The sequence below is a fragment of the Pseudomonas sp. CF161 genome (genome assembly GCF_000416215.1).
Lineage (GTDB): Bacteria > Pseudomonadota > Gammaproteobacteria > Pseudomonadales > Pseudomonadaceae > Aquipseudomonas.
Map to the genome: position 1 here is coordinate 147,616 of NZ_ATLP01000033.1, position 23,233 is coordinate 170,848.

Below are 23,233 nucleotides of genomic sequence, written 5' to 3' on the forward strand. Positions count from 1 at the left end.
CTCCTGTTTGAAAGGCAGTTAAAAATCAGAAACGGGTGTTCTTCAAAAACTCCGCCAGGCGCGGCGACTGCGGGCGCTCGAAGAGTTCTTTGGGCGGCCCCTGCTCCTCGATGCGGCCCTGGTTCATAAACACAATCTGGTCCGAAACCTCGAACGCAAAGCGCATTTCGTGGGTCACCAGCAACATGGTCATGCCCTCGTCCGCCAGGCCCTTGATCACGTTCAGCACCTCGGCCACCAACTCCGGGTCCAGGGCCGAGGTCACCTCGTCGAACAGCATCAGGCTCGGGTTCATGGCAATGGCCCGGGCGATGGCCACGCGCTGCTGCTGGCCGCCGGACAACTGCCCGGGAAAGTGATCGCGGCGCTCCAGCAGCCCGACCCGCTCCAGCCATTTTTCCGCCAGGGCCACGGCCTCGTCCCGGGCCAGCTTCTTGACCTTGATCAGGCCCAGGGTCACGTTTTGCAACGCGGTCAGATGAGGGAACAGGTTGAACTGCTGAAAGGCCATCCCGGTCATCGCCCGATGCTGGGCAATCACCTTCTCCGGGTGGCGCAGACGCTTGCCGTTGACCTCGTGGTAGCCGATGGATTCGCCGTCGAGCAGAATCTGCCCGCCCTGGAATTCCTCCAGCATATTCACGCAGCGCAACAACGTGGTCTTGCCCGAGCCGCTGGAGCCGATCAGGGTCACCACATTGCCCCGTGGCATCTCCAGGTCGACGCCCTTGAGCACCTCCACCGCGCCGTATTGCTTGTGCAGGTTACGAATGCTCAGCAACGGCTGCTGGCCGGCTGGCAGGGAAACGTGAGCGTGAGTCATGGCAAGGCCACCCGCTTTTCAATGGTCCGGCCGAAGAGTTCGATGCCGTAGTTGATAAGGAAAAACAGCACACCGGCGAACAGGTAAAACTCCAGCGTCATAAAGGTGCGGGCGATGATTTGCTGGGTGCTGAGCAACAACTCGGCGACGCCGATCACCGAGAGCAGGGTCGAGGCCTTGACGATCTCCGTCGAGGAATTGACCCAGGTCGGCAGAATCTGCCGCAGCGCCTGGGGCAACAGCACATAAGCCAGCGCCTGCTTGAACGTCAGGCCAATGGCCTGGCTCGCCTCCATCTGCCCCCGGGGGATCGCCTGCAACGCACCACGCACAATCTCCGCCACGTGAGAGCCGCAAAACAGCGTCAGGCCCAGGGCCCCGGCCTCGAATGCGCCGATCTGCCAGCCCAGGGCCGGTGCCATGTAAAAACACGCCAGCACCAGCACAAACACCGGCGTGCCACGGATCAGGTCCACATACAACCGAAACGGCGCCCGCATCCACCACCGGCCATAGGTCAGCACCAGCCCGGCGAACATCCCGATCAGGGTGCCGAACACAATCGCCAGGGCCGAACAGCCGACACTGGTCTGAAACCCCGCCCACAGCGTCTCGCGGGCCAACCACAACTCATGCCACCAACTGGGTGCTTGATACATACCGGGCTCCTAGCGACGGATCGCCAACCGCTGCTCCAGATGGCGCAACAGCATGGCAATGAGGTAACAGGCCGCCACATACAACGCCGTGGTCACCATCCAGGTCTCAATCACCCGGTAGCTTTCAACGTTGATCTTGCGCGCGTAATAAGTCAGCTCCGGCACCGCAATGGCGGCGGCCAGGGAGGTGTCCTTGAACAGCGAAATAAAGTTGTTGGACAGCGCCGGCAACACATTGCGCAGCATCACCGGCACCGTCACATAAGCCCGCACCTGCCATTCCCCCAGGCCAATGGCCAGGCCCGCCTCGCGCTGGCCCTTGGGAATACTCAACAGCCCGGCGCGAAACACCTCGGTCAGATACGCCCCCGCGTACAGCGACAAAGTGACGATGAACGACGGCACTTTATCCAGGCGAATGCCCAGGCTCGGCAGGGCGAAATAGATCAACAGAATCAGCACCAGAATCGGCGTATTGCGGATCACCGTCACATACACCGAGGCCAACACCCGCAACGCCCGATGCCGGCTCAACAAGGCAAAGGCCATCATCAGGCCGATCACACAACCGATGGCGATCGACACCAGCGCCAGCTGCAAGCCCAAACCGAGCCCCGCCAGCAAGGTGTCGAAATCGCGCCACACGGCGGCAAAGTTCAACTGATAATTCATGGTCGGCACTACCTTGAGCGGGGCGCTTTCGAGGGGCGCCCCACTCAGCAATGGGTGTGTTGAAAACGTAGCGAGCGAAAGAAAGACAAGGCGAAAACGGATGAGCAAGCGGAGTTGACGTCAGTCAATGAGCAGTGCGATCCCGTTTTCAACGCCGTATTTCCGAGCGCAGTCGTTTTCACTTGAATTCGACGGGGAAACCGATTTCTGGCGTTGGCAGATCCACACCGAACCACTGCTTGAACGACGCCGCGTAAGTCGGGAACTCAACCCCGGTCATCGCCTCGTGCAAGGTGGTATTGACGAAATTCAACCAGTCCTGATCCCCACGCTTGACCGCGCAGGCATAGGTTTGCGGGCTCCAGGCATAGGCCGGGCTGCGATAGCGCCCGGGGTTCTGCACCATCAGATACTTCACCGACGACTGATCGGTGGCCGCCGCATCGGCCCGCCCCGAGTTCACCGCCTGATACATCAAATCGACACTGTCGTACTGATCAACCTTGGCCTTGGGCAACGCCTGGTGCACCAACTCCTCGGCATACACGTTCTGCAACACCGCCACCGTCACCCCATCCCCCCCGGCCTTGAGGTCATCGATCTCCTTGTACTTGCTGTTAGCCGGCAACAGCAGCCCCACCCCCTCGCGGTAATACGGCAAGGTAAACGCCACCTGCTGCGCGCGGCTGGCGGTGACCGTAATGAACTGACAGCTCATATCGACCTTATCCGTCAGCAGATTGGGAATCCGCGCATCAGACGACTGCACCACAAACTCCACCTTGCTCGGGTCATTGAACAACCCCTTGGCCACCATCCTGGCGATATCAATATCGAACCCCTGCAACTTCCCGTCCGCCCCCTGGAAGTGCCACGGCGCATTGGTACTGCCCGTCCCGACAATCAAATGCCCACGCTTGAGCACCGAATCCAACTTAACGTCCGCCGCCTGCGCAACCCCCACAGCCCCAGCCAACGACACAGCAAGCAACACACACGCTTTAAACAAGGAAAGTCCGCGATGCATGACAAGCACTCCAAGGATGGTGTTTATTCCGCTATACCGGAATATGGTATGTAACAACGGAATAGACAGCAGGAAGTGTGCCATGGGATGGGAGGGGATAACAGGGGGATTGGGAAATTGAAGGGAATCAAGGGGATGGGGACAGCGCAGGTTTTGGCGTGACACATCGACTGAGTAGGGAGTGATACGCAAAGGTACGAAAGACGATTAGGCGGCACACAAAAGGGTGCGGGGGGGGGTAGCCCTAATGCCGATCAGTTAAGCACTAGAGCAAACGAAACATCACCTGTGGCGAGGGAGCTTGCTCCCGTGGGGCCGGCAGTGGCTCCGGGGCGTAGCCGTCGCCTTTTTGGGGCCGCTGCGCAGCCCAGCGGGAGCAAGCTCCCTCGCCACAATGACAGCGCTTGCCCTTAACTGACTGGCATTAGGGGGGCCTCATTAATCCCGATAGCTGGCAACGATGCTCAGCACAAAATTGAACCACCCCTCGACCTACAACCTTGCCTGGCTCCTTGGATCTCCCTATAGTCCCACCCGTCGCTGCAAATTCAGCGATCTGACTTGGCCGTCAGCATCCTAAGCGCACAGGCGCTCCCCATAACAAGGCAAGCGCTTTTTTTGCGCTCGCACGTTCGTGTTATGGCGACTGTGCGTGGGACACCTTCGGGTGTGCCGGGATGCTTAGGCCCGGTCGGCCAACCCGCGTACAGTTGCCACCCTGCTTCGCTTGGCCGCGATTGGTGGTGATTACCTAAGTTATGGAGTGTCACTGATATGGACTACCAAGCTTTCACCTCCTCCAGCACCACCGACCACCCCGTCGCCTTTATCAACCCTCAAGCCCCCCTGCTTGATCTGCTGAACTACGCCGGCCTGCGCATCCGCGCTGCCCGCGACATGCTCGACAGCGTCTCCAACATGACCAGCCGCAGCGCCGACGACCTCGACCTGATGCGCTTCTCCAGCGTGGCAACCCTGTTGTTGCAGGACGGATGCGACGTGTTGCGCGTGGCAGAACAACAAGCGATGGACCTACCAGAGCGTTAAGCCGTAACGCCGAGCCAAAGCCATTGCTCTTGCCGTGCTCTGGCTCTGGCTCTGGCTTTGGCTTTGGCTTTGGCTTTTGATCCTGCCCTTGATCTTGATCCACCCGCCCCTTCGGCAGGCCGAGTGGAGGTGTTCATCAGGGAATTGGCGCGCAGCGCCCTTCGACGCAGTCGAAGACGTCGCTGGAAGCGATGCCCCCTGAGGGACGCCGGAACGAGGGAACCCGAGCGCAGCGAGGGCCGTACGCTCGGGGCGAGACTTTTTGGTTCCTTTTGTGGCGTTTGACAAAAGGGACTCGCCGTAAGGGCGAAACCCTAAGCGGCCGTTACCGCAGCAACGGATATGCCCCCCCCCAACAAACTTCGCCAAGCACCATTTCATCAGGGATATCTAAGGCATTTGGGCCAACCAGCACAACCTGCGGCAGCGGCTACAGAGGAAGACTGAAGCCGAAGTCAGCATTCAGCTTGATAAGGAGTGACCATGTACGACTACGCCATTCGCTTTGAGCAGGACAGCACGCCAGGGCTTGCAGTGTTCTGCCGTGATCTGCCGGAGCTAAACAGCTTCGGCAATGATCGTGAACACGCACTCAAAGAAGCCCTTGATGCGATCGAAACCACCCTCTCGATTTACGTTGATCAGCGCCGCGCCATCCCCCAAGCCTCTGCACCGCAAGACGGGGAATACATCATTCATTTACCCACAGTGACCGTGGCCAAGATCGTGCTTTGGAACACCATGATGGAGCGAGATATGCGCAAGGCCGATCTGTGTCGGCTACTGGGTATTCACCAAGCCCAGGGAGATCGGCTGGTCGACTTCCTGCACACCTCCAAGATGGAACAATTGGAAATGGCTTTGGCTGCTCTGGGCAAACGTCTTTCGGTGTCTGTTGAAGCGGCGTAAACCAGAACGAAAACTCCTGGACCTCCAAGGCTTTTCGTTGTTGCTTGGCGGTAGGTGTTGGCCTTGATCTTGACCCGCCCGCCCTGTTACCGCAGCAACGGATATGCCCCCCAACAAGCTTTGCCAAACACCGTTTCACCACGGATATCTAAGGCGTGTGAGCCGGCCAGCGCAGCCTGCGGCAGCGGCTACAGCCGCCTCGGTTTTTGCGGCCGCAGGTAAAAGCCAGAAATAAGCGCAATCAACACCAGCATCAACGCCAGCCCCGGATCACCTTTAGGCAGCATGAACTGATAAAGACCAGCCCCCATCGTCAGCCCAGATGCAATACACAACACAAACCAAACACCTTTCTTAAACAGCTTCACGATCTGATGACATCCCTTCCACAGAAAACTTCAACCGCACCGTTCAGAACGAACAGCCCGGGGGGGCGACAATGTATCGGCCACACCCCCGAACGGCAAATCCGCAACCCCTCAGCGTTGCACCCGCATAAAACGAGCATTCACACCCGCAACTGCGGTCCTCCTTGAATGCATCGCTTCAACCCAACCCCAAGGGCCCTGCGTGTTTACGCCTTGAACGTCAAAATCGGCGAAAATCGCGCTATCACCGACACCGTGCCCTCTTCCACCTGGGACTGGATCACCTGGCCAATTTCCTTGTAGGCCCCCGGCGCTTCCTCGATCATCCGCTCTTCCTTGGTGGTGATGCACTCCACCCCCTGCAGGCCGAGAAAGGCCTTGTCCTTCTTGGCCTTGAACACCACCTCGCTGCGCGACATGGAGCGCCCGGCGCCATGGCTGGCCGAGCGCAGCCAGCGCTCATTGCCCAACCCGGTGAGCAGGTAGGAATCATGCCCCATGCTCCCCGGAATCAGCAGCGGCTGCCCGGCATAGGCCGGCGTCGCGCCCTTGCGGTGGACGTTGCCGCCCTCTTCGCGCAGCACGATGTTGTGCGGCACATCGACAATCAGCGGCGCCTCGATGCCCGCGCCAAACACCTGCCGGGTGCGCTGGCGCACCATCTCGGCGATCAGCGCGCGGTTGGCGTCGGCGTAGTGCGCGGCGCTGTGCATGGCCAGCAGGTACTCGTCGGCCATTTCGCCAAACAGGGCGAAGATCTTCGAGTCGGGATGCTTGATCCCCGCCGGCCACAGGGCCTTGGCCTTGTCCATCCAGCGCCGCCCGACATAGAAGCCCACGTCCCGCGAGCCGGTGTGAATCATCATCACCACCTGCCCCACGGACAGGCCCTGGGCGAAGCAAGCCTGACGATCCACCAGTTCGGTGACCACCTGGATCTCGACAAAGTGATTGCCGCCGCCCAGGGAACCCAGGCCCGGGTCGCGGAGGATTTTGCGCGAAAGGTCCTGCAGGGCCTCGGGCGCATAGTCGGCGCTGCCGCGGGCAAAGGACGACTCATGCAAGCCCGAAAGCTCACGCTGCAACTGGGAAAAATCCGCCCCGGCAAACAGCCCGATCGGCTCCTGCTGCTGCACCTGGGCCCAGAAATCCCCCAACCCCGAAGCAAACAGCGCGCTCATGGCTGTCGGGCTGGTGGGAATATTGCGCGTGCCTTCCAGCAGATCGCCGCGCACCAAGGCAGTCCACTTGGCCTTTTGCGCCATGAACTGCTCGTAGTTCAGCCCCAGCTTGTGCAGGCGCATGCCGCAATTGATGTCGGTGCCAATGGCTTGCGGCACCACCATGTCGTGGCTGGTGACAATCACGCTGCCCACCGGAATCGGGCTGCCGGTATGGAAGTCCGGCGTGGCGCAGGCGCACTTCACTTCGCCGCCATGGGGGTGAGCGACCTTGGCGAAATCCAGCAGTTGCAGGATGGCTTTTTCTTCGATGGCAAAGCTGTCAGGCAGCAGCAGATCCACCTTGAGCCCGGCGTCATTGATCGAAGAGATAGAGAGGGAATTGGAATTCAGGCGTTCGATGGCCACCCCGGAACGGGCGAGCTTGTGCTGAATTCTTTTCAGAGGAGTCTGGGTCATTTTCAACTGCTTTTCTTGGACGCAACAAAACAACCACCCTGTTGGTGGCTGGAATTGTCTGGTCAGCAGCGAAACGTAGACGGCGCGGATGATGAGGAATCGAGGATTTAAAGTAAAGCCCAACCAAGGCATTTTTAAGGGGTTGCCCCCAAAAATGGCACCTGTCGTTATGCCGGACGAACAGATAGCATATAGCCACCTTTTTTTGTTCACATGGACGTTTTTATGCTCCCCGTGCGTTGGTTTGCGAGTGCAATGAATGCACTCAGCAATGCCTGGAATAAATTGAAGCTGGTCAGTAAAAAGCACCCGCCCTCACCACCTGTGATCGCCCCTGTAGCGGTGGCGCCCCCAGTTGATCGCGTCGTCACAGGAAGGCTATTGGAGCATTTCAAGGAGCTGTGGCCTGCGGAAAAACGGCTGCTGAAGAACTGCGCCTCGGGCAAGTACACCGTCATAGCAGATCGCCTGACCGAGCACCCGACTGCGAACAACAGGGTTCGCGCGAGCTTCTTGCGATTTCTGATCCTGGGCGGCGACAGCAAGACACGGGTACATGAGCAAGGAGTGTTACTCAGTGGAGCCTGGATCGAAGGTGTGCTCAACCTGCAATCGGTGACACTTGCTGGCAACGTGAAGCTTCAGCACTGCCGTTTCTCCGACAAAATCCTACTGGCCCAAGCCAGGGCTCCCGGCGTCATCGATTTTTCCCACAGTACCTTGTGCGGCGTTTACGCACGCCAACTCTCCATTCAGGGAGTTGTTTGCTTTGATCACTGTGTTTCAACCGAAAGCATCAACCTGCAAGACTCAAGAATTGGCGGATCCTTGCTGTTCAGAGGCAGCCAGCTCAATGGCGTAGATCAGAAAGGCAGTGCACTGATCGTCGATCGCGCAGTGATTGAAGGCAGCGTCAGGCTGCAATCGAAGTTTATCGCCAAGGGTGAAGTGCGCCTCTGCGGCGCCCATATCCACCACCAACTGATCTGCAGCGATAGCCAGTTCCATGCTCACAATCGCAAGAGTTTGAATGCCACCGCCGCACGCATACACGGTGGAATGATGCTGTCCCCAGGGTTTGTTTCCTCAGGAACTGTTCGCCTGGACGGAACCCAGGTGGAAGGCGGCATCAACCTCGCCGGAGCTTGTCTGGATGGGCGCGGGAATCCATCGCTCTGGGGTAAGGGCTTACGCGTCAGGGATGAGCTGCGGCTCACAAAACTCACGCGCCCACTGGAAAAAGTGGTGCTGAACGACGCTCAGGTAGGCGTGCTGCAAGATGATGCCCAGACCTGGGGCAAAGCCATTTCCATCAATGGTTTTGTTTATGCCCAGTTGTCCTCCGGCCGGCCGATGACCGCCAAGGATCGTATCCAATGGCTCGATCAGCAAAATCAAGCAGACCTGGGAAAAGCCGGCGCCCACGGCCCCAATAGTTATTTCAAGAAACAGCCCTGGGAACAGATCCAGAAAGTCTTCGAAGAGACAGGGCGCGCCGAAGAAGCCAGGCAGATGGGCATGGAGCTGGAACGGCGGCTGCATCGCGCAGGTCTTGCCGGACAGTCCGCCCTGGGGCCTCACCCGGGCTTGGTGCACTGGTTGTACGGCACGCTGCTCGGCTTCGGCTACCGCCCCTTTCGCTTGATACTGTTCTTCTTTGTCATCTGGATTGTCTTCGCTGGCTGGTATTGGTACGCCGCTGCAAAGGGCGCAGTCTTTGCCCCCACCGACCCTCTGGTGTTCCAGCACGATGACTACATCACCTGCCGCCCGGAGCATGCCCAGGCCTGGATCAAGCGCTTCCCGTCGGTGCCAGAGCCCACACCTCAACTCCCTGAAGGCGCGGGCAACTGGTACACCTGCGAAGCCCTGCGCAGTGAATACAGTGGCTTCAGCCCGCTGGGTTATTCACTGGACATCCTCTTGCCGCTGATCGACCTGCAACAGGAAAAAGCCTGGGGCCCCATGACCCCGACGCCCCTCAGCAACCTGGACCAGGAACTCAAGAACTTCTCTCTCGGCCATAAGACTCGACTCCTGATTTGGATCGAAACCTTGATTGGCTGGGGAGTGAGCCTGGTTCTGGTGGGGATGGCATCGGGCCTGATCCGAAAGAAAAACGACCATTGATCTCTGCGAGCAAGGGGCTTACCAAGCCTTAGATCACTAGGGGGTGGAACTGTTTTGCGTCCTTCTGGACAGGCCGGCATCGTTGGCGCGGGTCAAGGATAAGGCCGCAGCAGTGAAACCCCGAGTCACCACTGCCGCGGCTGCGGCCTCGGGAAACAACGTCGAATACCTGACCGGCGCTCGTGCTGGCCAGCGCAGCCTGCGGCAGCGGCTACAGGGTTGTTTCGGGCGTCTGCCAACGGCCCGCCCACAGGTCAAAATACTCAAAAGCGGCCAGGGTGGCCTGGAGAGCGGGTTCGCCATGGGCCTCCAGCACCCGGCTCGGGATCGACACACCCGAAACCTCATGGTCAATCGGAAACACTTCACAACCTGGCGCAAAACCGTCCAGCGCCGCACGGATACTGCCCAAGTCGCTGGACTTGATAATGATCTGAATCCCCATCAGCGCTTGAACTCCACCTGGCACATTGACGACAGGCTTCCAACAATTCGGTCGAGATCCGACGCGGCGACCGCCTGCCCGCGAATGTCATAAACAAGCCTGCAAACCTTCAAGTTCTGAGGCAAATGCTGCCGCGAGAACAGGATGCGTGCCCGGTTGTACCTGATACTCAAGTCAACGCTCTGGGAGGTTTCAAGACTGTGGTTGGCGACGAGTATGTATTCGCCGCGTTCCTGCGAAACAAATTCGGGGGTGAACATAACGGCCTGCCTCGCTTGAACCGGTGAATGCGCAAAACCCTACCACGCTTGTGCTGACCCAGGGCAATCGCCGCCACCACCTGCCCCTCATCCACCCGGTGCTGGCAAGCGTGGCGGCCTCCCCTTTAAAAGCGATTGACCACCGTCACCCCGGCCACCTCGAACTTGTCCATATTCATCAATGCCTCGATCGACTGTTCCAGGCTGATGGTGCGGCCAATCAGTTTCTGCGGTGCCAGCTTGCCGGACTGCATCATGGCGAACATCGCGTCATAGCGGTGCGCCTGCATGCCGTGGCTGCCGAGGATTTCCAGTTCTTTGGCGATCACCGTGCTCATGGGGATGATCGGTGTGCTGTGTTCGCCGAGCATCAGCCCGACCTGCACGTGCTTGCCCCGCTTGCGCAGGTTGCTGATGGAGTTGAAGCAGGTCGTGGGGTGGCCTAGGGCATCCAGCGACACATGGGCGCCGCCCTGGGTGATGTCCCTGACCGCCTCCACCACATTCGCCACGCGGCTGGCGTTGACGGTGGCGACCGCGCCCAGGCTGCGGGCCAGTTCAAGCTTGTCTTCGGCGATATCGATGGCCACGACGTTGGCGCCGACGGCGCTGGCAATCATCACCGCCGACAGCCCCACACCGCCGCAGCCGTGGACCGCGACCCATTGCCCGGCACGGGTCTGGCCCTGGTCGACCACCGCGCGGAACGAGGTGACGAAGCGGCAACCCAGGCTCGCGGCGGTGGTGAAGTCGAGGCTCTCGGGCAATGCCACCAGGTTGATATCGGCCTGATGCAGCGACACGTATTCGGCGAACGAGCCCCAGTGGGTAAAGCCCGGCTGAAACTGCCGGTTGCACACCTGGTGCTGGCCGGCGCTGCATTCCGGGCAGGCACCGCAACCGCCGACAAAGGGCACGGTGATGCGGTCGCCGACTTTCCAGCGGGTCACGTCCTTGCCGACCGCCTCGACGATCCCGGCCAGTTCATGCCCGGGCACGTGAGGCAATTCGATATCGGTGTCATGCCCGACCCAGCCGTGCCAGTCGCTGCGGCACACACCGGTGGCCATGACCTTGACCACCACCCCGTGGTTTTCCGGCGTAGGGTCGGCCACGGTCTGGACGGTGGGCGGTGCGGAAAAGGCTTCGAAGACCACTGCTTTCATGAACTGCTCCTTATCTGAAACATTTCATCAGTATGAAGACGATCGCTGAATTTACCTTTCTATTTAGCCTTGAATAACTGAAGGGTCCGAAATAGCCTTACAGATCTCCAGCGCTGACTGAAAGGATCTTGCAGGTGGAAAAATTCGACAAACTGGACACCGCCATCGCCGACCGCCTGCAGCAGGACGGCAAGCTGTCCAACGCCAAACTGGCCGAGCACCTGGGCATGAGCGAAGCCTCCTGCTGGCGCCGGCAAAAACGCCTGGAAGACGCCGGGGTGATCGAGGGCTACCAGGCGGTGCTCAATCGGCGAAAACTCGGCATGGGGGTCATGGCCTTTGTGCAGATTGCCTGCACCCAGCACGGCGAAGAAGTCACCGCCGAATTCGAAAACATCATCCGCGCCTGCCCCAACGTGCTGGCCTGCCACAACACCACCGGCGCGGCCGACTTTCTGTTGCAGGTGGTGGCCCGAGACCTCGACGACTACAGCCGTTTTGTGGAAAAAGTCCTGAGAAAACTGCCCGGGGTACTGAGCATCTGCTCGAATATTTCCCTGCGGGAAATAAAGGTGACCAATATCCTGCCCTTGAGCCATTTGGCGACGGGTTGAAGGTGATTCGCCGCGGCTATACCCCCTGCCCCGGCGGAAATTTCATCACGCCGTTGCAACAGCCGCCCGCTTTCGCCGCGCAGCCTTTACGCAATGGATAGGTCATCTCGCGGGTGAAAACTCAGATCCGGGCGAATCGCCGCGAGTATGTCGTGCAGCAACTGATCGCCACGGGGGCAGACCGCAAGCAGGTAGTCACCATCGGCCCAATGGCTCCAGCCCGCCTGGAGCTCCAGGCCGTCACGCACGAAAGACGGCGAGATGCCCTCGTCCCAGGCATCGACACGCTCACCTTGGCGTTCAAAACCCAGTTCCTCGACCAGATAGGCGCAGACCGCCAACCAGAGTTCGCTGCCGTAGGCGTCGAACTCCAGGGTCATGTGTTTGCTGTGGACCGGGAACAATCGCGGCCGCTGAGGCGGTGTCTGTTTGTCGGTCATGGGCGCACCGATTCGGTCCTTGAAAAGTCAGGCTCGGATCTTATCCGCTGCCGGCCGCATGCCAAAAACCATTAAGGAAGGTTCGCTCAGCCATTAGCGAAAAAACTCCCCTGGCGTGGAATCAAACTGCTGGCGAAACGCGGCAATAAACGCCGAGGTCGAGTCATAGCCGCAGGCCAGCGCCACATCGGTCACACGTTCGCCCTGCTCCAGCGGGGTCAGGGCGCCGAGCAGGCGCAGGCGCTGGCGCCAGGCGCGGAAGGTCAGGCCGGTGTCGCGCACAAACAGGCGGCTGAGGGTCTTTTCCGCGACCCCGAGTTTCTGGCTCCACTGGCCCAGGGTGGTGGCCTGTTCGGGGTGCAGTTGCAGGCTGCGGTAGATCTGCCGCAGGCGCAGGTCTTGGGGCAGCGGCAGCATCAGGTCGAGCGGCGGCGCGGCGGCCAATTGGTCCAGCAGCACCTGGGCCAGGCGCCCGTCGGCGCCGTCTTCGGCGTACTCCACCGGCAACTGGCTGAAACTGCGAATCAGCTCGCGCAGCAGGCTGCTGACCGCCAGTACCTGGCAGGCCTCCGGCGCCCAGGCGGTGACGCTGCAATCGAGGTACAGGCTGCGCATTTCGGTCCGCGGCGAGCTGAACACCTTGTGCGGCATGCCGGCGGGGATCCACACCGCGCGCTGGGGCGGCGCAATGAAGCGCCCGGCACTGGTCTGCACCTCCAGCACCCCGGCGATGGCATACGACAATTGCACCCAGGGGTGGCTGTGGCGCCGGGTCAGGGCGCGATTGGGCAGTGATTCGGTGCGGCCGTAAACCGGTCGAGGCAGGCTGGGAAGACCGGGGATACTGCGCCGGACGATCTTTTCATGTCCTTTAGGCGGCATTAACTGGCTCATTGGCGTTAGTCGGCAAACAGCCGTCACGTTAGAGTCGCGCAATCGCTCTTGGCAACCCCCGGATGATCCCGCTATGACTCGCTCACGTCTTTTGCCCGACAATTTCACCCTGACCCTGATCGGCGTGGTGCTGCTCGCCAGCTTTCTGCCCGCCAGCGGCCAGGTGGCCGTGGGCTTTGGCTGGCTGACCAACGCCGCCATCGCCCTGTTGTTTTTCCTGCATGGCGCCAAGCTCTCGCGAGAGGCGATCATCGCCGGCGCCGGCCACTGGCGCCTGCACCTGCTGGTGTTCAGCCTGACCTTTATCCTGTTCCCGCTGCTGGGCCTGGCGCTCAAGCCGTTGCTGTCGCCGCTGATCGGCAACGACCTGTACATGGGCATGCTCTACCTGTGCGCCCTGCCCGCCACGGTGCAGTCGGCGATTGCCTTCACCTCCCTGGCCCGGGGCAATATCCCGGCAGCGATCTGCAGCGCGGCGGCATCCAGCCTGTTCGGGATTTTCCTGACGCCGTTGCTGGTGACCCTGCTGCTGAATGTGCACGGTGAAGGCGGCTCGACCCTGGATGCGATCCTCAAGATCAGCCTGCAATTGCTGCTGCCGTTTATCCTCGGGCAGATCGCCCGCCGCTGGATCGGCGCCTGGGTTGGGCGCAACAAGAACTGGCTGAAGTTTGTCGACCAGGGGTCGATTTTGCTGGTGGTCTACGGCGCGTTCAGCGAAGCGGTAACTGAAGGCCTCTGGCATCAGATTCCGCTGTGGGAGCTGGGCGGGCTGGTGGTGGTCTGCTGCATTCTGCTGGCGCTGGTGCTGGTGGCGTCCAGCGTGCTGAGCAAGGCGTTCGGCTTTAACCAGGAAGACCGCATCACCATTTTGTTCTGTGGTTCGAAAAAGAGCCTGGCCACCGGTGTACCCATGGCCCAGGTGCTGTTCGCCGGCAGCACCATCGGTGTGCTGATCCTGCCGTTGATGCTGTTTCACCAGATCCAGCTGATGGTCTGCGCGGTGCTGGCCCAGCGCTACGCCAAACGCCCGGAATCCATCCCCGAGCTGATGGCCCAGGTCGACCCATGATCGCCTAACCCTGCTGACCCGTAGCCGCTGCCGAGCCTGCGAGGTTGCGGCTACCGGGCTACCGCATCAGTGGGCCTTGGCGCCATTCATCCACGGGCTGTAGTCCACGGAAACGAAGCCTTGCGCCAGGCCTTCGGGGCCGGTGGCAAAGCCGGGCATGTGCCGCAGGTCCAGTTGTTTGCACTGGCTGGCGAGGCGCTGCTGCAAGGCGCTGTCGGCTTTGAATTGGCCGGGGCGATAGGGGCTTGGTTCCAGCTTCACCTGGCATTCCTGCACCTGGCCCTGGGCATTGGCGACATAGCGGAAACTGGCCACCCCCACCCCATCCACGCTCTGCCGGGCCAGCAGTTGCTCGCGCAGGAAGCGGACCTGCTGGTACAGGCTCACGCGCACCGCCTGGCGCTGCTTCTGCTCAACCGACAGCGAATCCAGGGACGGAAAAACCAAGGGCGCGACGATGACCTGGGTGTCGTCGGCGTCCTTGAACACCTGCGGCGAGACCTCGGGGAACAGGGTGTTCCAGCACAGTTCGGTTGCCAGTTTGATCAGCCCTGCGTCACTGCGCTTATCGGCGATGAGGTAGTGGGTGCTGGGCCGCGCCGTGCAGGCCAGCACACGGTTTTGCGCATCGAGGGTCATGTGCATGTCCACCGCCCCGATCAGCCCTTGGCGGTTGGCTCCCAGAGCATTGCGATAGAGCACCTGGCTGAATGCTTCGATAAACCCCTGGTCCACCTGCTGCCGGTCCACCGCCTCAGTGGCGGCGGCTTCGGCCGGGGTTGGTTTCTGGCAGCCGCCAAGCGCCAGCAGGCCGGCGGCGACGGTCGCCATGATCAACGTAGAACGGGTGGACAACGGGGAGCATTCCATTGGCTTGAGACTCACAGACAAAGACAGGGGGGTAATGGGCTTGCGCCGCGCCGGTCGCTCAACGCTCACGGCAAGCGCGGCTTGATAACACACGAATGCGTCTTTGTCCGCTTTAGCCTGCAGTTTTTACCCTGCCCCGCCCCCCCTTTACCGCCAGGCCCGATCAGGTGCCGCTGGTGATCCGCGTCCACAACCGGGTGCTCAAGCGCATGCCGGCGGGTGACATCGTCTTGATGGTGAACAGGGTTTCGAGCACCGACGGCTCGGGATAGGCCGCCGGGTTGTGGCGCAGCCCGGGCTCGATGTACGGCAGGGACGCCGCGTTGCCGTTGGCGTACCGCACGAAGTTGCTGATAGCGGCGATCACTTTCGGCTCCAGCAGGTAGTTCATGTAGGTGTAGGCGTTGTCCAGGTGCGGGGCGTTTTTCGGGATGGCGACCATGTCCACGGCCACGGTCGAGCCTTCCCGGGGAACGCTGTACCCCAGGTTGACCCCGTTACTGGCCTGCTTGGCGGTGGCCATGGCTTGCAGCACATCGCCGCTGAAGCCGATGGCGACGCAGATATTGCCGTTGGCCAGGTCGCTGACGTACTTGGACTGGTGGAAGTACAGGATCGACGGCCGGATGGCCAGCAACGCCTGTTCGACGCGCTTCAGGTCGGCCGGTTTTTCGCTGGTGGGGTCCAGGCCCAGGCTGTTGAGGGTGATGGGCACCATCTGCGTCGGGTTATCGAGAAACGCCACCCCGCACTGCTTGAGCTTGTCGATGTTTTCCGGCTTGAACAGCATCTGCCAGGACTGGGTGATGTCGGTGTTGCCGAAGATCGCCTTGATCTTGTCGACGTTGTAGCCGATGCCCACCGTGACCCACATGTAAGGGATCGCGTAGCGGTTGCCGGGGTCGCTGGCCTCGAGGATCTGCATCAGCTTGGGGTCGAGGTTGTTCCAGTTCGGCAACTTGCTCTTGTCCAGCTCCTGGATCGCCCCGGCCTGGATCAGCCGTGGCAGAAAGTGGTTGGACGGGCTGACCAGGTCATAACCGCTGCCGCCGGTCATCAACTTGGCTTCAGTGGTTTCGTTGCTGTCGATCACGTCGTAGGTGGTCTGGATCCCGGTCTCGCGGGTGAAGTTGGTCAGGGTGTCGGGGGCGATGTAGCCGCTCCAGTTGGCGATGCGCACAGACTCTGCCGCCTGTACCGAACCGACCGACAAGGCCAGGACCAGGGCCTGGGTGAACAACGCTGTGGGTATGCGATTGAGCATGTTGCCGCCTCTCTTTTTTATTGTTGCGGCGAACCTCGCCGCGACGGTTAACGTTCGTTTTGCGCGCGCCGGACTTCCCAGCCCATGCGCAGCGCCGCGCCGATATCAAAAAACGGCTTGGGCGGCAGGTAGCCGGGCCGGGCCTGGGACAACACATCGCGCAGCACCTGGGAGTCGCCCCCGGCCGCCATCTGCGCCAGCAATCGGCCCCACAGGGTGCCGCGCGCCACGCCGGAACCGTTGCAGCCGGAAACTCCGTGCAAACGCTCGGCGATACGCCCGAAATACGGCTCGCCAGAGCGCGTGGCACTCAGGTGCCCGGTCCAGGTGTGCTGCAAGTCCTCGGCGACAATCCCCGGGAAGCGGCGTTGCAAGCCGTGCACATGCTGCTGTCGGCGTTCTGCCAACTCCACGCGGTCAAGGTCGCGCTGGCGGTACTCCACGGTGTTGCGCATCAACAGCCGCCGGCCCGGCAACAGGCGCACCGTGGCCCCGCCCGGCAGGGTCGAGAGCACGCCCCAACCCTGGTCGTCGAACAGGCTTTGCCAGGGCTCTTCGGTCAAGGGCCGGGTGATGCTGGCGCTCAGTTCCAGGGCAAAGGTCTGGCTGCGACGCAGGCCCAGCCGGGGCAAGAAGGCGCCGACGCAGACCAGCACCTGCGTGGCCTCGATTTCGCCCTCGGCGCTGCGGGCTTTCCAGCCACGGCCGGGCAACGGTTGCAGGTCATCGATGGCGCTGTTCTCAAACACCTCGACCTGGTTTGGCAAGCTGTCCAGCAGGCCTTTGACGTACTTGGCCGGCTGCAACAGGCCGTTGCCGCCGCCGCAATGGATCGCTCGCTGGTAAAAGGCGCTGCCCAGCCGCCGCTGCAACGCCGTGCCCTCCAGCACACTGGCCTGGGCCCCGACCGCGTTGAGGGTGGCCACGCATTGCTGGGCATGCTCCAGGCGCTGGGGTTGATGCACGGCAAAGTGGTAGCCGGCGTTGCTGAGTTCACAGTCGATGCCCAGCTCGGCAATCCGCTGGCGTACTTCAAGGCCGGCGGCGACGCCGATCCGCGAGGCCAACTGGTAACCGGCGTGGCCGGGCTGGCCCAGCAGCTCGCTGGCTCCGGGCAGTTCGTGGCTGACCACAAACCCGGAGTTGCGGGCCGAGGCGCCCTGGGCCACGCGCTGACGCTCGACCAGCACGATGCGCTGCTGGGGGAACATCTGCGCCAGGCTGTGGGCCGCCGAGAGCCCGGTGATGCCGCCGCCGATAATCAGCCAGTCGGTTTTCTGCACGCCCGCAAGCGTCGGCCGCTGGGGCGACTCACCTGCCAGGGCAATCCAGCCACATACATTGTTCAATGCCTGCCACTCCTTCAGAATCGATGCGCCAGGGGAATCGTTACGCCTGCCCCGCCTGCGCTGAATACCTACCATCCAATGCCTACAATCTATGGAGATCAGCGCCAGGTTTCGAACGTTATTAATTCATCCATCTATTCGAGAAACGCATGGATAACCCACTCCGGATACCGTCGCTGCAGGCTCTGCAAACCCTGGTCCACGTCGCCGAGAGCAACAGCTTCACCGCTGCCGCCAGCCGCCTGCACCTGACCCAGAGCGCAGTCAGCCGACAGATCCAGCAACTGGAGGAGCATTACGCGGTGGCGCTGTTCGAGCGCACCAGCCGCCGGGTATCACTTACCGAACAGGGGCGCGACGTGTACGGCGTGGCCCTGGAACTGCTGCGCGCCCTGGGCGGCCTGCAACAACGCCTGGCGCCGGCGCCGCTGGAGCAGCCGTTTCGGATCCGGATCTTTGTCTCGCTGGCGGTGCGCTGGCTGTTGCCCCGACTCAGCGGGTTCTACGCGGCCAACCCCGGGCTGTGCCTGTCCATCGAAACTGTCGGCGGCGAGACGGTGGACACCGGCGGCGACTGCGACGCCTACGTGCTGTACCTGCGGGACGGGCTGGATGAGCGGGCGCTGACGCCGCTGTTCGATGAGCACCTGATTCCGGTGTGCGCCCCGCAGTTGAGCGACGGCCTGCCGCCGCCACGCTCCCTGGAGCAACTGGCCGAGCATGCGCTGATCCACGGCTCCACCAGCCGTCACGAATGGACCGTGTGGCTGCAGGCCCAGGCCGACCAGACCGCGCACAACTACCAGCACCTGATGTTCAACCTCGACGACCTGGCGCTGGACGCCGCCGCCCGTGGCCTGGGCGTGGCCATGACCGACCGGGTCCTGGCCCAGGACGCCATCAGCCGCGGGAGCCTGATCGTGCCCTTTGGCCAGCCGCTGAAAACCGGCGGCGTCTACGCCCTGTGGCTGCGCGACAGCGGCGCCGCGCACCCGGCCTGCAACACCGTGCTGGACTGGTTTCAGAGCCAGTCGGCGGCAGTCGGGAAAGGAGAATGAAGGCATCGGCGGCAGGCAATTCGCCCCAGGCTTGAAGCGCCTTCCGTCAGCGCACGCAACTCGTTAGGATACGGCCCCCTTTGAAGATGGACGCTGCCCATGCCCACCCTCGCTCGCAAGAACCCGCTGCTCGCTTTCGTCCTGTCCTGTGTGGCCGCGGGCTGGGGCCTGGTGTATGTCGGCCGGGTCAAATGGGGCGTGTGGACTGCTGCCGCACTCTACGGCGGCTTGGCGCTGATGGGGCTCTGCGGGCTGCTGGCCAGCCCCGTGGGGGTGCTGCTGTTTCTGCTGTGGGTGGTGTCGATCAAACTCGCCTCAGCCATCACTGCTGCCGTATCGGCCTCACGCAACAGTGCCAGCGCGCGCTACCCCAGCACCCGGATGCACCTGCTGTACCTGGCGGGCCTGGTGCTGGTGACGGTGGTCATGTTCGAACCGCTGCGCCCGTACCTGCTGGGATTCAAGACCTACTACATCCCGTCCGGCTCGATGATCCCGACCCTGGATCTGGGTGACTACATCGTCTCCGACCTGCGCCCGGGGCCGGTCAAGGTCGGCGATATCGTGGTCCACCGCTACAACGGCACCGAGGTGGTGAAACGGGTGGCGGCGGTGGCCGGCGATACCCTGGCGATTGTCGACGGCAATGTGCTGGTCAACGGCCGCAACCTGGGCCTGTTCTTCGCCCCGCCCGAGCGGGCCGAGCAAGATTACTCGCAACACCTGGCAGCGCTGCGGGTCGAGCCGGGCCATGTCTACCTGCTGGGGGACAACCGCGACAACAGCAATGACAGCCGCTTTATGGGACAGGTCGCCGAGTCCGACATTACCGGTCGGATCACCGGCATCTGGCTCGCCCCGGACCGCAGCCGGATCGGCACCCGTTTCGATTGAGGCCCTGCGTGGGGCGCGCTGGCATTCGGCAGCGCCCCTGCCGGCTACGCCAGGCGCTTGAGCAGCACCCGCGTTACCCGGCGCTCTTCAACCGCCATCACCTCAAGGCTCCAGCCCTGCCACTCCAGGCGATCGCCGATCACCGGCAAGCGGTCCAGCAGGCTGATCACCAGCCCGGCCAGGGTTTGATAGTCCTCGGTCGGCTCGGCGGCGAAGCCGGTGCGCTGGCGGATCTGTGTCAGGTTCAACGCGCCGCCGACCAATAGCCCGTCCTCGGTCTCGACAATGTCCGGGCCTTCGATTTCGCTGGCGTCCGGCAACTCGCCAGCGATGGATTCGAGAATGTCGGTCATGGTCAACAGCCCGATGAAATCGCCGAATTCGTTGATCACGAAGGCGATGTGGGTCGAGGCCTTGCGCATCTGTTCCAGGGCATTGAGGATCGAGAAACTGTCCAGCAGGTTCGGCGTCTTGCGCGCCAGGTGCTCCAGGTTCGGCGGGTTGCCGGCCAGGTACTCCTTGAGCAGCTCCTTCTTGTGCACGAAGCCCAGGGGTTCATCCACCGCGCCATTGCGGATCAGCGGCAGGCGCGAATAGGACGAATGCATAAGCTTGGTGCGGATGACCTCGGGGCTGTCCGCCAGGTCGATATGGTCGACATCGGCACGCGCGGTCATGATGCTGCGGATCGGCCGCTCGGCCAGTTGCAGCACGCCGCTGATCATCACCCGCTCGCGCCGGTCGAACAGCTCGGCAGTGGGTTCCTGGCCGTTGTCCAGCAGGTCGGCAATTTCCTCACCCACCTCTTCCACCGCCAGTTTCCGCCCGCCCAGCAGGCGCATCACCGCATGGGCCGTACGCTCGCGCATCGGCCGCAGGCCCTGCATCGACTTCTTGCGCCGGGCACGGGCGATCTGGTTGAACACCTCGATCAGGATCGAGAAGCCAATGGCCGCGTACAGGTAGCCCTTGGGAATGTGGAAGCCCAGGCCTTCGGCGGTCAGGGCAAAGCCGATCATCATCAAGAAGCCCAGGCACAGCATGATCACCGTCGGGTGCGCATTGACGAAGCGGGTCAAGGGTTTGCTGGCGACGATCATCAGGCCGATGGAAATGATCACCGCGATCATCATCACCGCCAGTTCGTCGACCATGCCCACGGCGGTGATCACCGCATCCAGGGAGAACACCGCGTCGAGCACCACGATCTGCGCCACGATCGGCCAGAACATGGCATAGGCGGCGTTGCCGGTACGCTGGCTGATATGGCCCTCAAGCCGCTCGTGCAATTCCATGGTGGCCTTGAACAGCAGGAACACACCGCCGAACAGCATGATCAGGTCACGTCCGGAGAAGCTCTTGTCGAACACCTCGAACAGCGGCTGGGTCAGGGTGACCAACCACGAAATACTGGCCAACAGGCCCAGGCGCATCAACAGGGCCAGGGACAGGCCGATGATCCGCGCCCGGTCGCGCTGATGGGGCGGCAGCTTGTCCGCCAGAATCGCGATAAACACCAGGTTGTCGATACCCAGCACCAGCTCGAGCACGATCAGGGTCAACAGGCCAAGCCAGGCCGTGGGGTCCACTATCCATTCCATAAAAACGACGCGATCTCTCTAATTGAATTCAGGCAGCCGGGCGCGAAAAAACGCCCGCACAACGGGTTGTAGCAGGAATCGGGCGCACGCGCCGACCGACCAGGGCAACCCTTGGCGAGAATCGAAAAACCGGAAACTTAGTGCGACGGCAACGCCTCAGAGCGGCCGAATGGCGCGAGGCGAATGGAACGAGGGAGAGGTGTGGCGTCCAGGGGGAAGGACGACTGGGAGGCTCCGAAAGGGTGTTCATGCAAGTCCTGATATAAAAAACGGACTTGGAGATTACAGCGGCCAGTCACATTTTCCACAGCAGGAAATCATTACAAAACTTTATAAACCCGTAGCCGCTGCCGCCGTGGCGTATCTGACAGAACACGGCGATTCCAGGGCCAGCGCAGCCTGGCGGCAGCGGCTACAGGCGCTATGGGCAACCTGAAAGCCGCACCTGCAACCCTTAGCTCTTACGGGTCGCATCATCCAGGGCGAGGATGGTGTGGGCGTTGGTGACGGTGGTCGCCAGGGTGTTGATCACCCCGGAACGCAAGGCCCCCAGGGTCGCGGCAGCCTTGGTGTTTTCACTGGCGATGGCTACCACATCGGGGATGCGTACCAACTCCTGCACACTCAAACCGATCACCCGCCCCTGGATCGCGTTGACCGCCGGCTGGCCATGGATGTCGATAAAGTCGTAGCCCATCATGTCGCCCACCGTGCCGGACAATCGCGCCTGGGCGATTTCCTGGGGCGAGAACCAGCCCATGCGCACCATATTGCTGTTTTCACTCATATCGCCGATGCCAATCAGGGCGATATCGGCGCGGCGTGCGCGATCCAGGGTCGAGCGCACGGTGTCGTTGCTGATCAGCACGCTGCGCAACTCCGGATTGGCCACCAGCGCCGGGGCATACAGGGTTTCGCTTTCAGCCCCGAAACGCAGGGCCAGACGGCGACAGATATGGTCCGGGTTCATGTATTCCCCAGCCCGCAGCGAACCGCCGATGGCGCAGACGAACGTGCAGTTGCGCGTCACCGGCAAAAACACGTTATCAGCCACCGCCCCGACATTGCGCCCCATGCCGACGGCGACGATCATGCCGTCGCTCAGGGTCTTGTTCAGGTAGTTGGCCACCAGGCTGGCCACCGCCGAGCGCTGGGTATCCGGGTCACTGTGGTCGACCGCAATCAACGCCCGATCCAACTGGAAGCGCTCCACCAGCGCCTGCTCCAGCTCATTGTTCATCGCCGGATGCTGCAGCACCCGGACCTCGACAATCCCTTCATCCCGTGCCCGTTTGAGCAGGCGGCTGACCTTGGCCCGTGACAGGTCGAAGCGCTTGGCAATGGCCTCCTGAGTGACGTTCTCAAGGTAATAGAGCATGGCGACTTCGGTCATCAGATCGATATCGCTGGCCCCGCGCTGGGTACTGTCACTCATGTGGACTGGCTTCCGTCTTGGCGTCAAAGGCGCATTCTCTCTAGTGGATACGGGGTACGTCTACAAGCGGCTTGCGCGCAGCCCTGCGCCCCTCACTGATGGCCATCACGCTCGATGGCATTGATCCGCTCGACCTTGGCGCCCGAGCGCGCCGCCTCGAACTCCGACTCCAGGAACGCCTTGACCACGCTCTTGGCCAGCTCCACCCCCACCACCCGCGCGCCAATCGAGAGAATTTGCGCATCATTGCTCTTGCGTGCGCGCTCGGCGGAATAGGTGTCATGGGCCTGGGCCGCGCGAATGCCCAGCACCTTGTTCGCCGAAATGGCCATGCCGATGCCGGTGCCGCAAACCAGCACCCCCAGCCGGTGATGCCCGTCATTTATGGCCGTAGCCACCGCCAGGGCGATATCCGGATACAGCACCGGCTCCAGGGAATGGGTGCCGAAATCCTCGACCGGATGCCCCAGCGCCTCAATGTGCCGCTTGAGCAGCTCCTTGAGTTCAAACCCCGCCTCATCGCATCCAATGGCCACTGAAAAGGCTCTATTCATCGCATTTCGCTCCGCTGACTGGGAAAGAGCATGACTGATCAT

The 23,233-nt window shown here is 61.8% G+C and carries 24 protein-coding genes; 7 read left to right on the top strand and 17 right to left on the bottom strand.

The annotated features are described in order from the left end of the window. Positions 1-25 precede the first annotated feature (25 nt). The 4 genes from CF161_RS03490 to CF161_RS03505 form a co-directional block, all read right to left on the bottom strand. A complete protein-coding gene (locus CF161_RS03490) occupies positions 26-823 on the bottom strand; it encodes an amino acid ABC transporter ATP-binding protein (protein WP_020295177.1) in 798 nt (265 codons plus the stop codon). Then, complete coding sequence (locus CF161_RS03495; RefSeq protein ID WP_020295178.1) at positions 820-1,482, bottom strand: amino acid ABC transporter permease; 663 nt, start codon at positions 1,480-1,482, stop codon at positions 820-822. The genes CF161_RS03490 and CF161_RS03495 overlap by 4 nt, the downstream gene beginning before the upstream one ends. 9 nt (positions 1,483-1,491) lie before the next feature. Continuing rightward, positions 1,492-2,154 (bottom strand): amino acid ABC transporter permease, encoded by a 663-nt coding sequence (locus CF161_RS03500; RefSeq protein WP_020295179.1) that lies wholly within the window; start codon positions 2,152-2,154, stop codon positions 1,492-1,494. Between the two features lie 178 nt (positions 2,155-2,332). After that, entirely contained in the window at positions 2,333-3,181 is an 849-nt protein-coding gene (locus CF161_RS03505) for a transporter substrate-binding domain-containing protein (protein WP_043228526.1), read from the bottom strand. A 774-nt stretch (positions 3,182-3,955) separates the two neighbouring features. Between CF161_RS03505 and CF161_RS03510 the strand changes: the two genes are divergently transcribed. Further along, entirely contained in the window at positions 3,956-4,228 is a 273-nt protein-coding gene (locus tag CF161_RS03510) for a hypothetical protein (protein WP_020295181.1), read from the top strand. Positions 4,229-4,711: 483 nt separating this feature from the next. Further along, complete coding sequence (locus CF161_RS03515) at positions 4,712-5,137, top strand: type II toxin-antitoxin system HicB family antitoxin (protein ID WP_020295182.1); 426 nt, start codon at positions 4,712-4,714, stop codon at positions 5,135-5,137. A 188-nt stretch (positions 5,138-5,325) separates the two neighbouring features. On the opposite strand, the gene CF161_RS32755 is transcribed toward CF161_RS03515, so the two are convergent. Both CF161_RS32755 and CF161_RS03520 read right to left on the bottom strand, forming a co-directional pair. Further along, positions 5,326-5,505, bottom strand: a complete 180-nt coding sequence (locus CF161_RS32755; protein WP_020295183.1) for a hypothetical protein — start codon at positions 5,503-5,505, stop codon at positions 5,326-5,328. 206 nt (positions 5,506-5,711) lie between these two features. Next, positions 5,712-7,145 (bottom strand): RtcB family protein, encoded by a 1,434-nt coding sequence (locus tag CF161_RS03520; RefSeq protein ID WP_020295184.1) that lies wholly within the window; start codon positions 7,143-7,145, stop codon positions 5,712-5,714. Positions 7,146-7,370: 225 nt separating this feature from the next. Here CF161_RS03520 and CF161_RS03525 point away from each other — a divergent pair, with 225 nt between their 5' ends. Further along, positions 7,371-9,275, top strand: coding sequence for a hypothetical protein (locus CF161_RS03525; RefSeq protein ID WP_256206329.1), 1,905 nt, complete (start codon positions 7,371-7,373; stop codon positions 9,273-9,275). A 211-nt stretch (positions 9,276-9,486) separates the two neighbouring features. On the opposite strand, the gene CF161_RS03530 is transcribed toward CF161_RS03525, so the two are convergent. The 3 genes from CF161_RS03530 to CF161_RS03540 all read right to left on the bottom strand — a co-directional run bounded on the left by CF161_RS03530 (position 9,487) and on the right by CF161_RS03540 (position 11,146). After that, positions 9,487-9,720, bottom strand: coding sequence for a hypothetical protein (locus tag CF161_RS03530; protein WP_020295186.1), 234 nt, complete (start codon positions 9,718-9,720; stop codon positions 9,487-9,489). Further along, positions 9,720-9,980, bottom strand: a complete 261-nt coding sequence (locus tag CF161_RS03535) for a hypothetical protein (RefSeq protein ID WP_020295187.1) — start codon at positions 9,978-9,980, stop codon at positions 9,720-9,722. The genes CF161_RS03530 and CF161_RS03535 overlap by 1 nt, the downstream gene beginning before the upstream one ends. A gap of 125 nt (positions 9,981-10,105) precedes the next feature. Beyond that, entirely contained in the window at positions 10,106-11,146 is a 1,041-nt protein-coding gene (locus tag CF161_RS03540; RefSeq protein WP_020295188.1) for a zinc-dependent alcohol dehydrogenase family protein, read from the bottom strand. Positions 11,147-11,280: 134 nt separating this feature from the next. On the opposite strand from CF161_RS03540, the gene CF161_RS03545 reads away from it, so the two are divergent. Continuing rightward, the gene (locus CF161_RS03545) at positions 11,281-11,760 is read left to right on the top strand and encodes an Lrp/AsnC family transcriptional regulator (protein ID WP_020295189.1); all 480 of its coding nucleotides are present in this window, start codon (positions 11,281-11,283) and stop codon (positions 11,758-11,760) included. 86 nt (positions 11,761-11,846) lie between these two features. Here CF161_RS03545 and CF161_RS03550 read toward each other — a convergent pair whose 3' ends face one another. Together CF161_RS03550 and CF161_RS03555 are read right to left on the bottom strand one after the other, a co-directional pair. Further along, positions 11,847-12,200, bottom strand: a complete 354-nt coding sequence (locus tag CF161_RS03550; RefSeq protein WP_020295190.1) for a hypothetical protein — start codon at positions 12,198-12,200, stop codon at positions 11,847-11,849. A 93-nt stretch (positions 12,201-12,293) separates the two neighbouring features. Further along, positions 12,294-13,082: a helix-turn-helix transcriptional regulator gene (locus CF161_RS03555; protein WP_020295191.1), complete on the bottom strand. Its 789-nt coding sequence runs from the start codon at positions 13,080-13,082 to the stop codon at positions 12,294-12,296. A gap of 85 nt (positions 13,083-13,167) precedes the next feature. Between CF161_RS03555 and CF161_RS03560 the strand changes: the two genes are divergently transcribed. Then, entirely contained in the window at positions 13,168-14,166 is a 999-nt protein-coding gene (locus tag CF161_RS03560; RefSeq protein WP_020295192.1) for a bile acid:sodium symporter family protein, read from the top strand. Positions 14,167-14,232: 66 nt separating this feature from the next. Here CF161_RS03560 and CF161_RS03565 read toward each other — a convergent pair whose 3' ends face one another. From CF161_RS03565 to CF161_RS03575, 3 genes are all read right to left on the bottom strand, one after another. Next, a complete protein-coding gene (locus CF161_RS03565) occupies positions 14,233-15,021 on the bottom strand; it encodes a hypothetical protein (RefSeq protein WP_020295193.1) in 789 nt (262 codons plus the stop codon). A gap of 178 nt (positions 15,022-15,199) precedes the next feature. Continuing rightward, positions 15,200-16,300, bottom strand: coding sequence for a polyamine ABC transporter substrate-binding protein (locus CF161_RS03570; RefSeq protein WP_020295194.1), 1,101 nt, complete (start codon positions 16,298-16,300; stop codon positions 15,200-15,202). 47 nt (positions 16,301-16,347) lie between these two features. Then, positions 16,348-17,649 (bottom strand): FAD-binding oxidoreductase, encoded by a 1,302-nt coding sequence (locus tag CF161_RS03575; protein ID WP_020295195.1) that lies wholly within the window; start codon positions 17,647-17,649, stop codon positions 16,348-16,350. A gap of 149 nt (positions 17,650-17,798) precedes the next feature. Here CF161_RS03575 and CF161_RS03580 point away from each other — a divergent pair, with 149 nt between their 5' ends. Both CF161_RS03580 and lepB read left to right on the top strand, forming a co-directional pair. After that, positions 17,799-18,707: a LysR substrate-binding domain-containing protein gene (locus CF161_RS03580; RefSeq protein ID WP_020295196.1), complete on the top strand. Its 909-nt coding sequence runs from the start codon at positions 17,799-17,801 to the stop codon at positions 18,705-18,707. A 99-nt stretch (positions 18,708-18,806) separates the two neighbouring features. Then, positions 18,807-19,601 (top strand): signal peptidase I, encoded by a 795-nt coding sequence (gene lepB, locus CF161_RS03585; RefSeq protein WP_020295197.1) that lies wholly within the window; start codon positions 18,807-18,809, stop codon positions 19,599-19,601. A 44-nt stretch (positions 19,602-19,645) separates the two neighbouring features. Here the strand turns inward: lepB and CF161_RS03590 are convergent, their stop codons facing one another. From CF161_RS03590 to rpiB, 3 genes are all read right to left on the bottom strand, one after another. Continuing rightward, the gene (locus tag CF161_RS03590) at positions 19,646-21,202 is read right to left on the bottom strand and encodes a TerC family protein (protein ID WP_043228531.1); all 1,557 of its coding nucleotides are present in this window, start codon (positions 21,200-21,202) and stop codon (positions 19,646-19,648) included. 454 nt (positions 21,203-21,656) lie between these two features. Next, positions 21,657-22,637, bottom strand: coding sequence for a sugar-binding transcriptional regulator (locus CF161_RS03595; protein WP_020295199.1), 981 nt, complete (start codon positions 22,635-22,637; stop codon positions 21,657-21,659). Between the two features lie 92 nt (positions 22,638-22,729). Further along, entirely contained in the window at positions 22,730-23,191 is a 462-nt protein-coding gene (gene rpiB / locus CF161_RS03600) for a ribose 5-phosphate isomerase B (RefSeq protein ID WP_043228533.1), read from the bottom strand. Between the last annotated feature and the right edge of the window lie 42 nt (positions 23,192-23,233).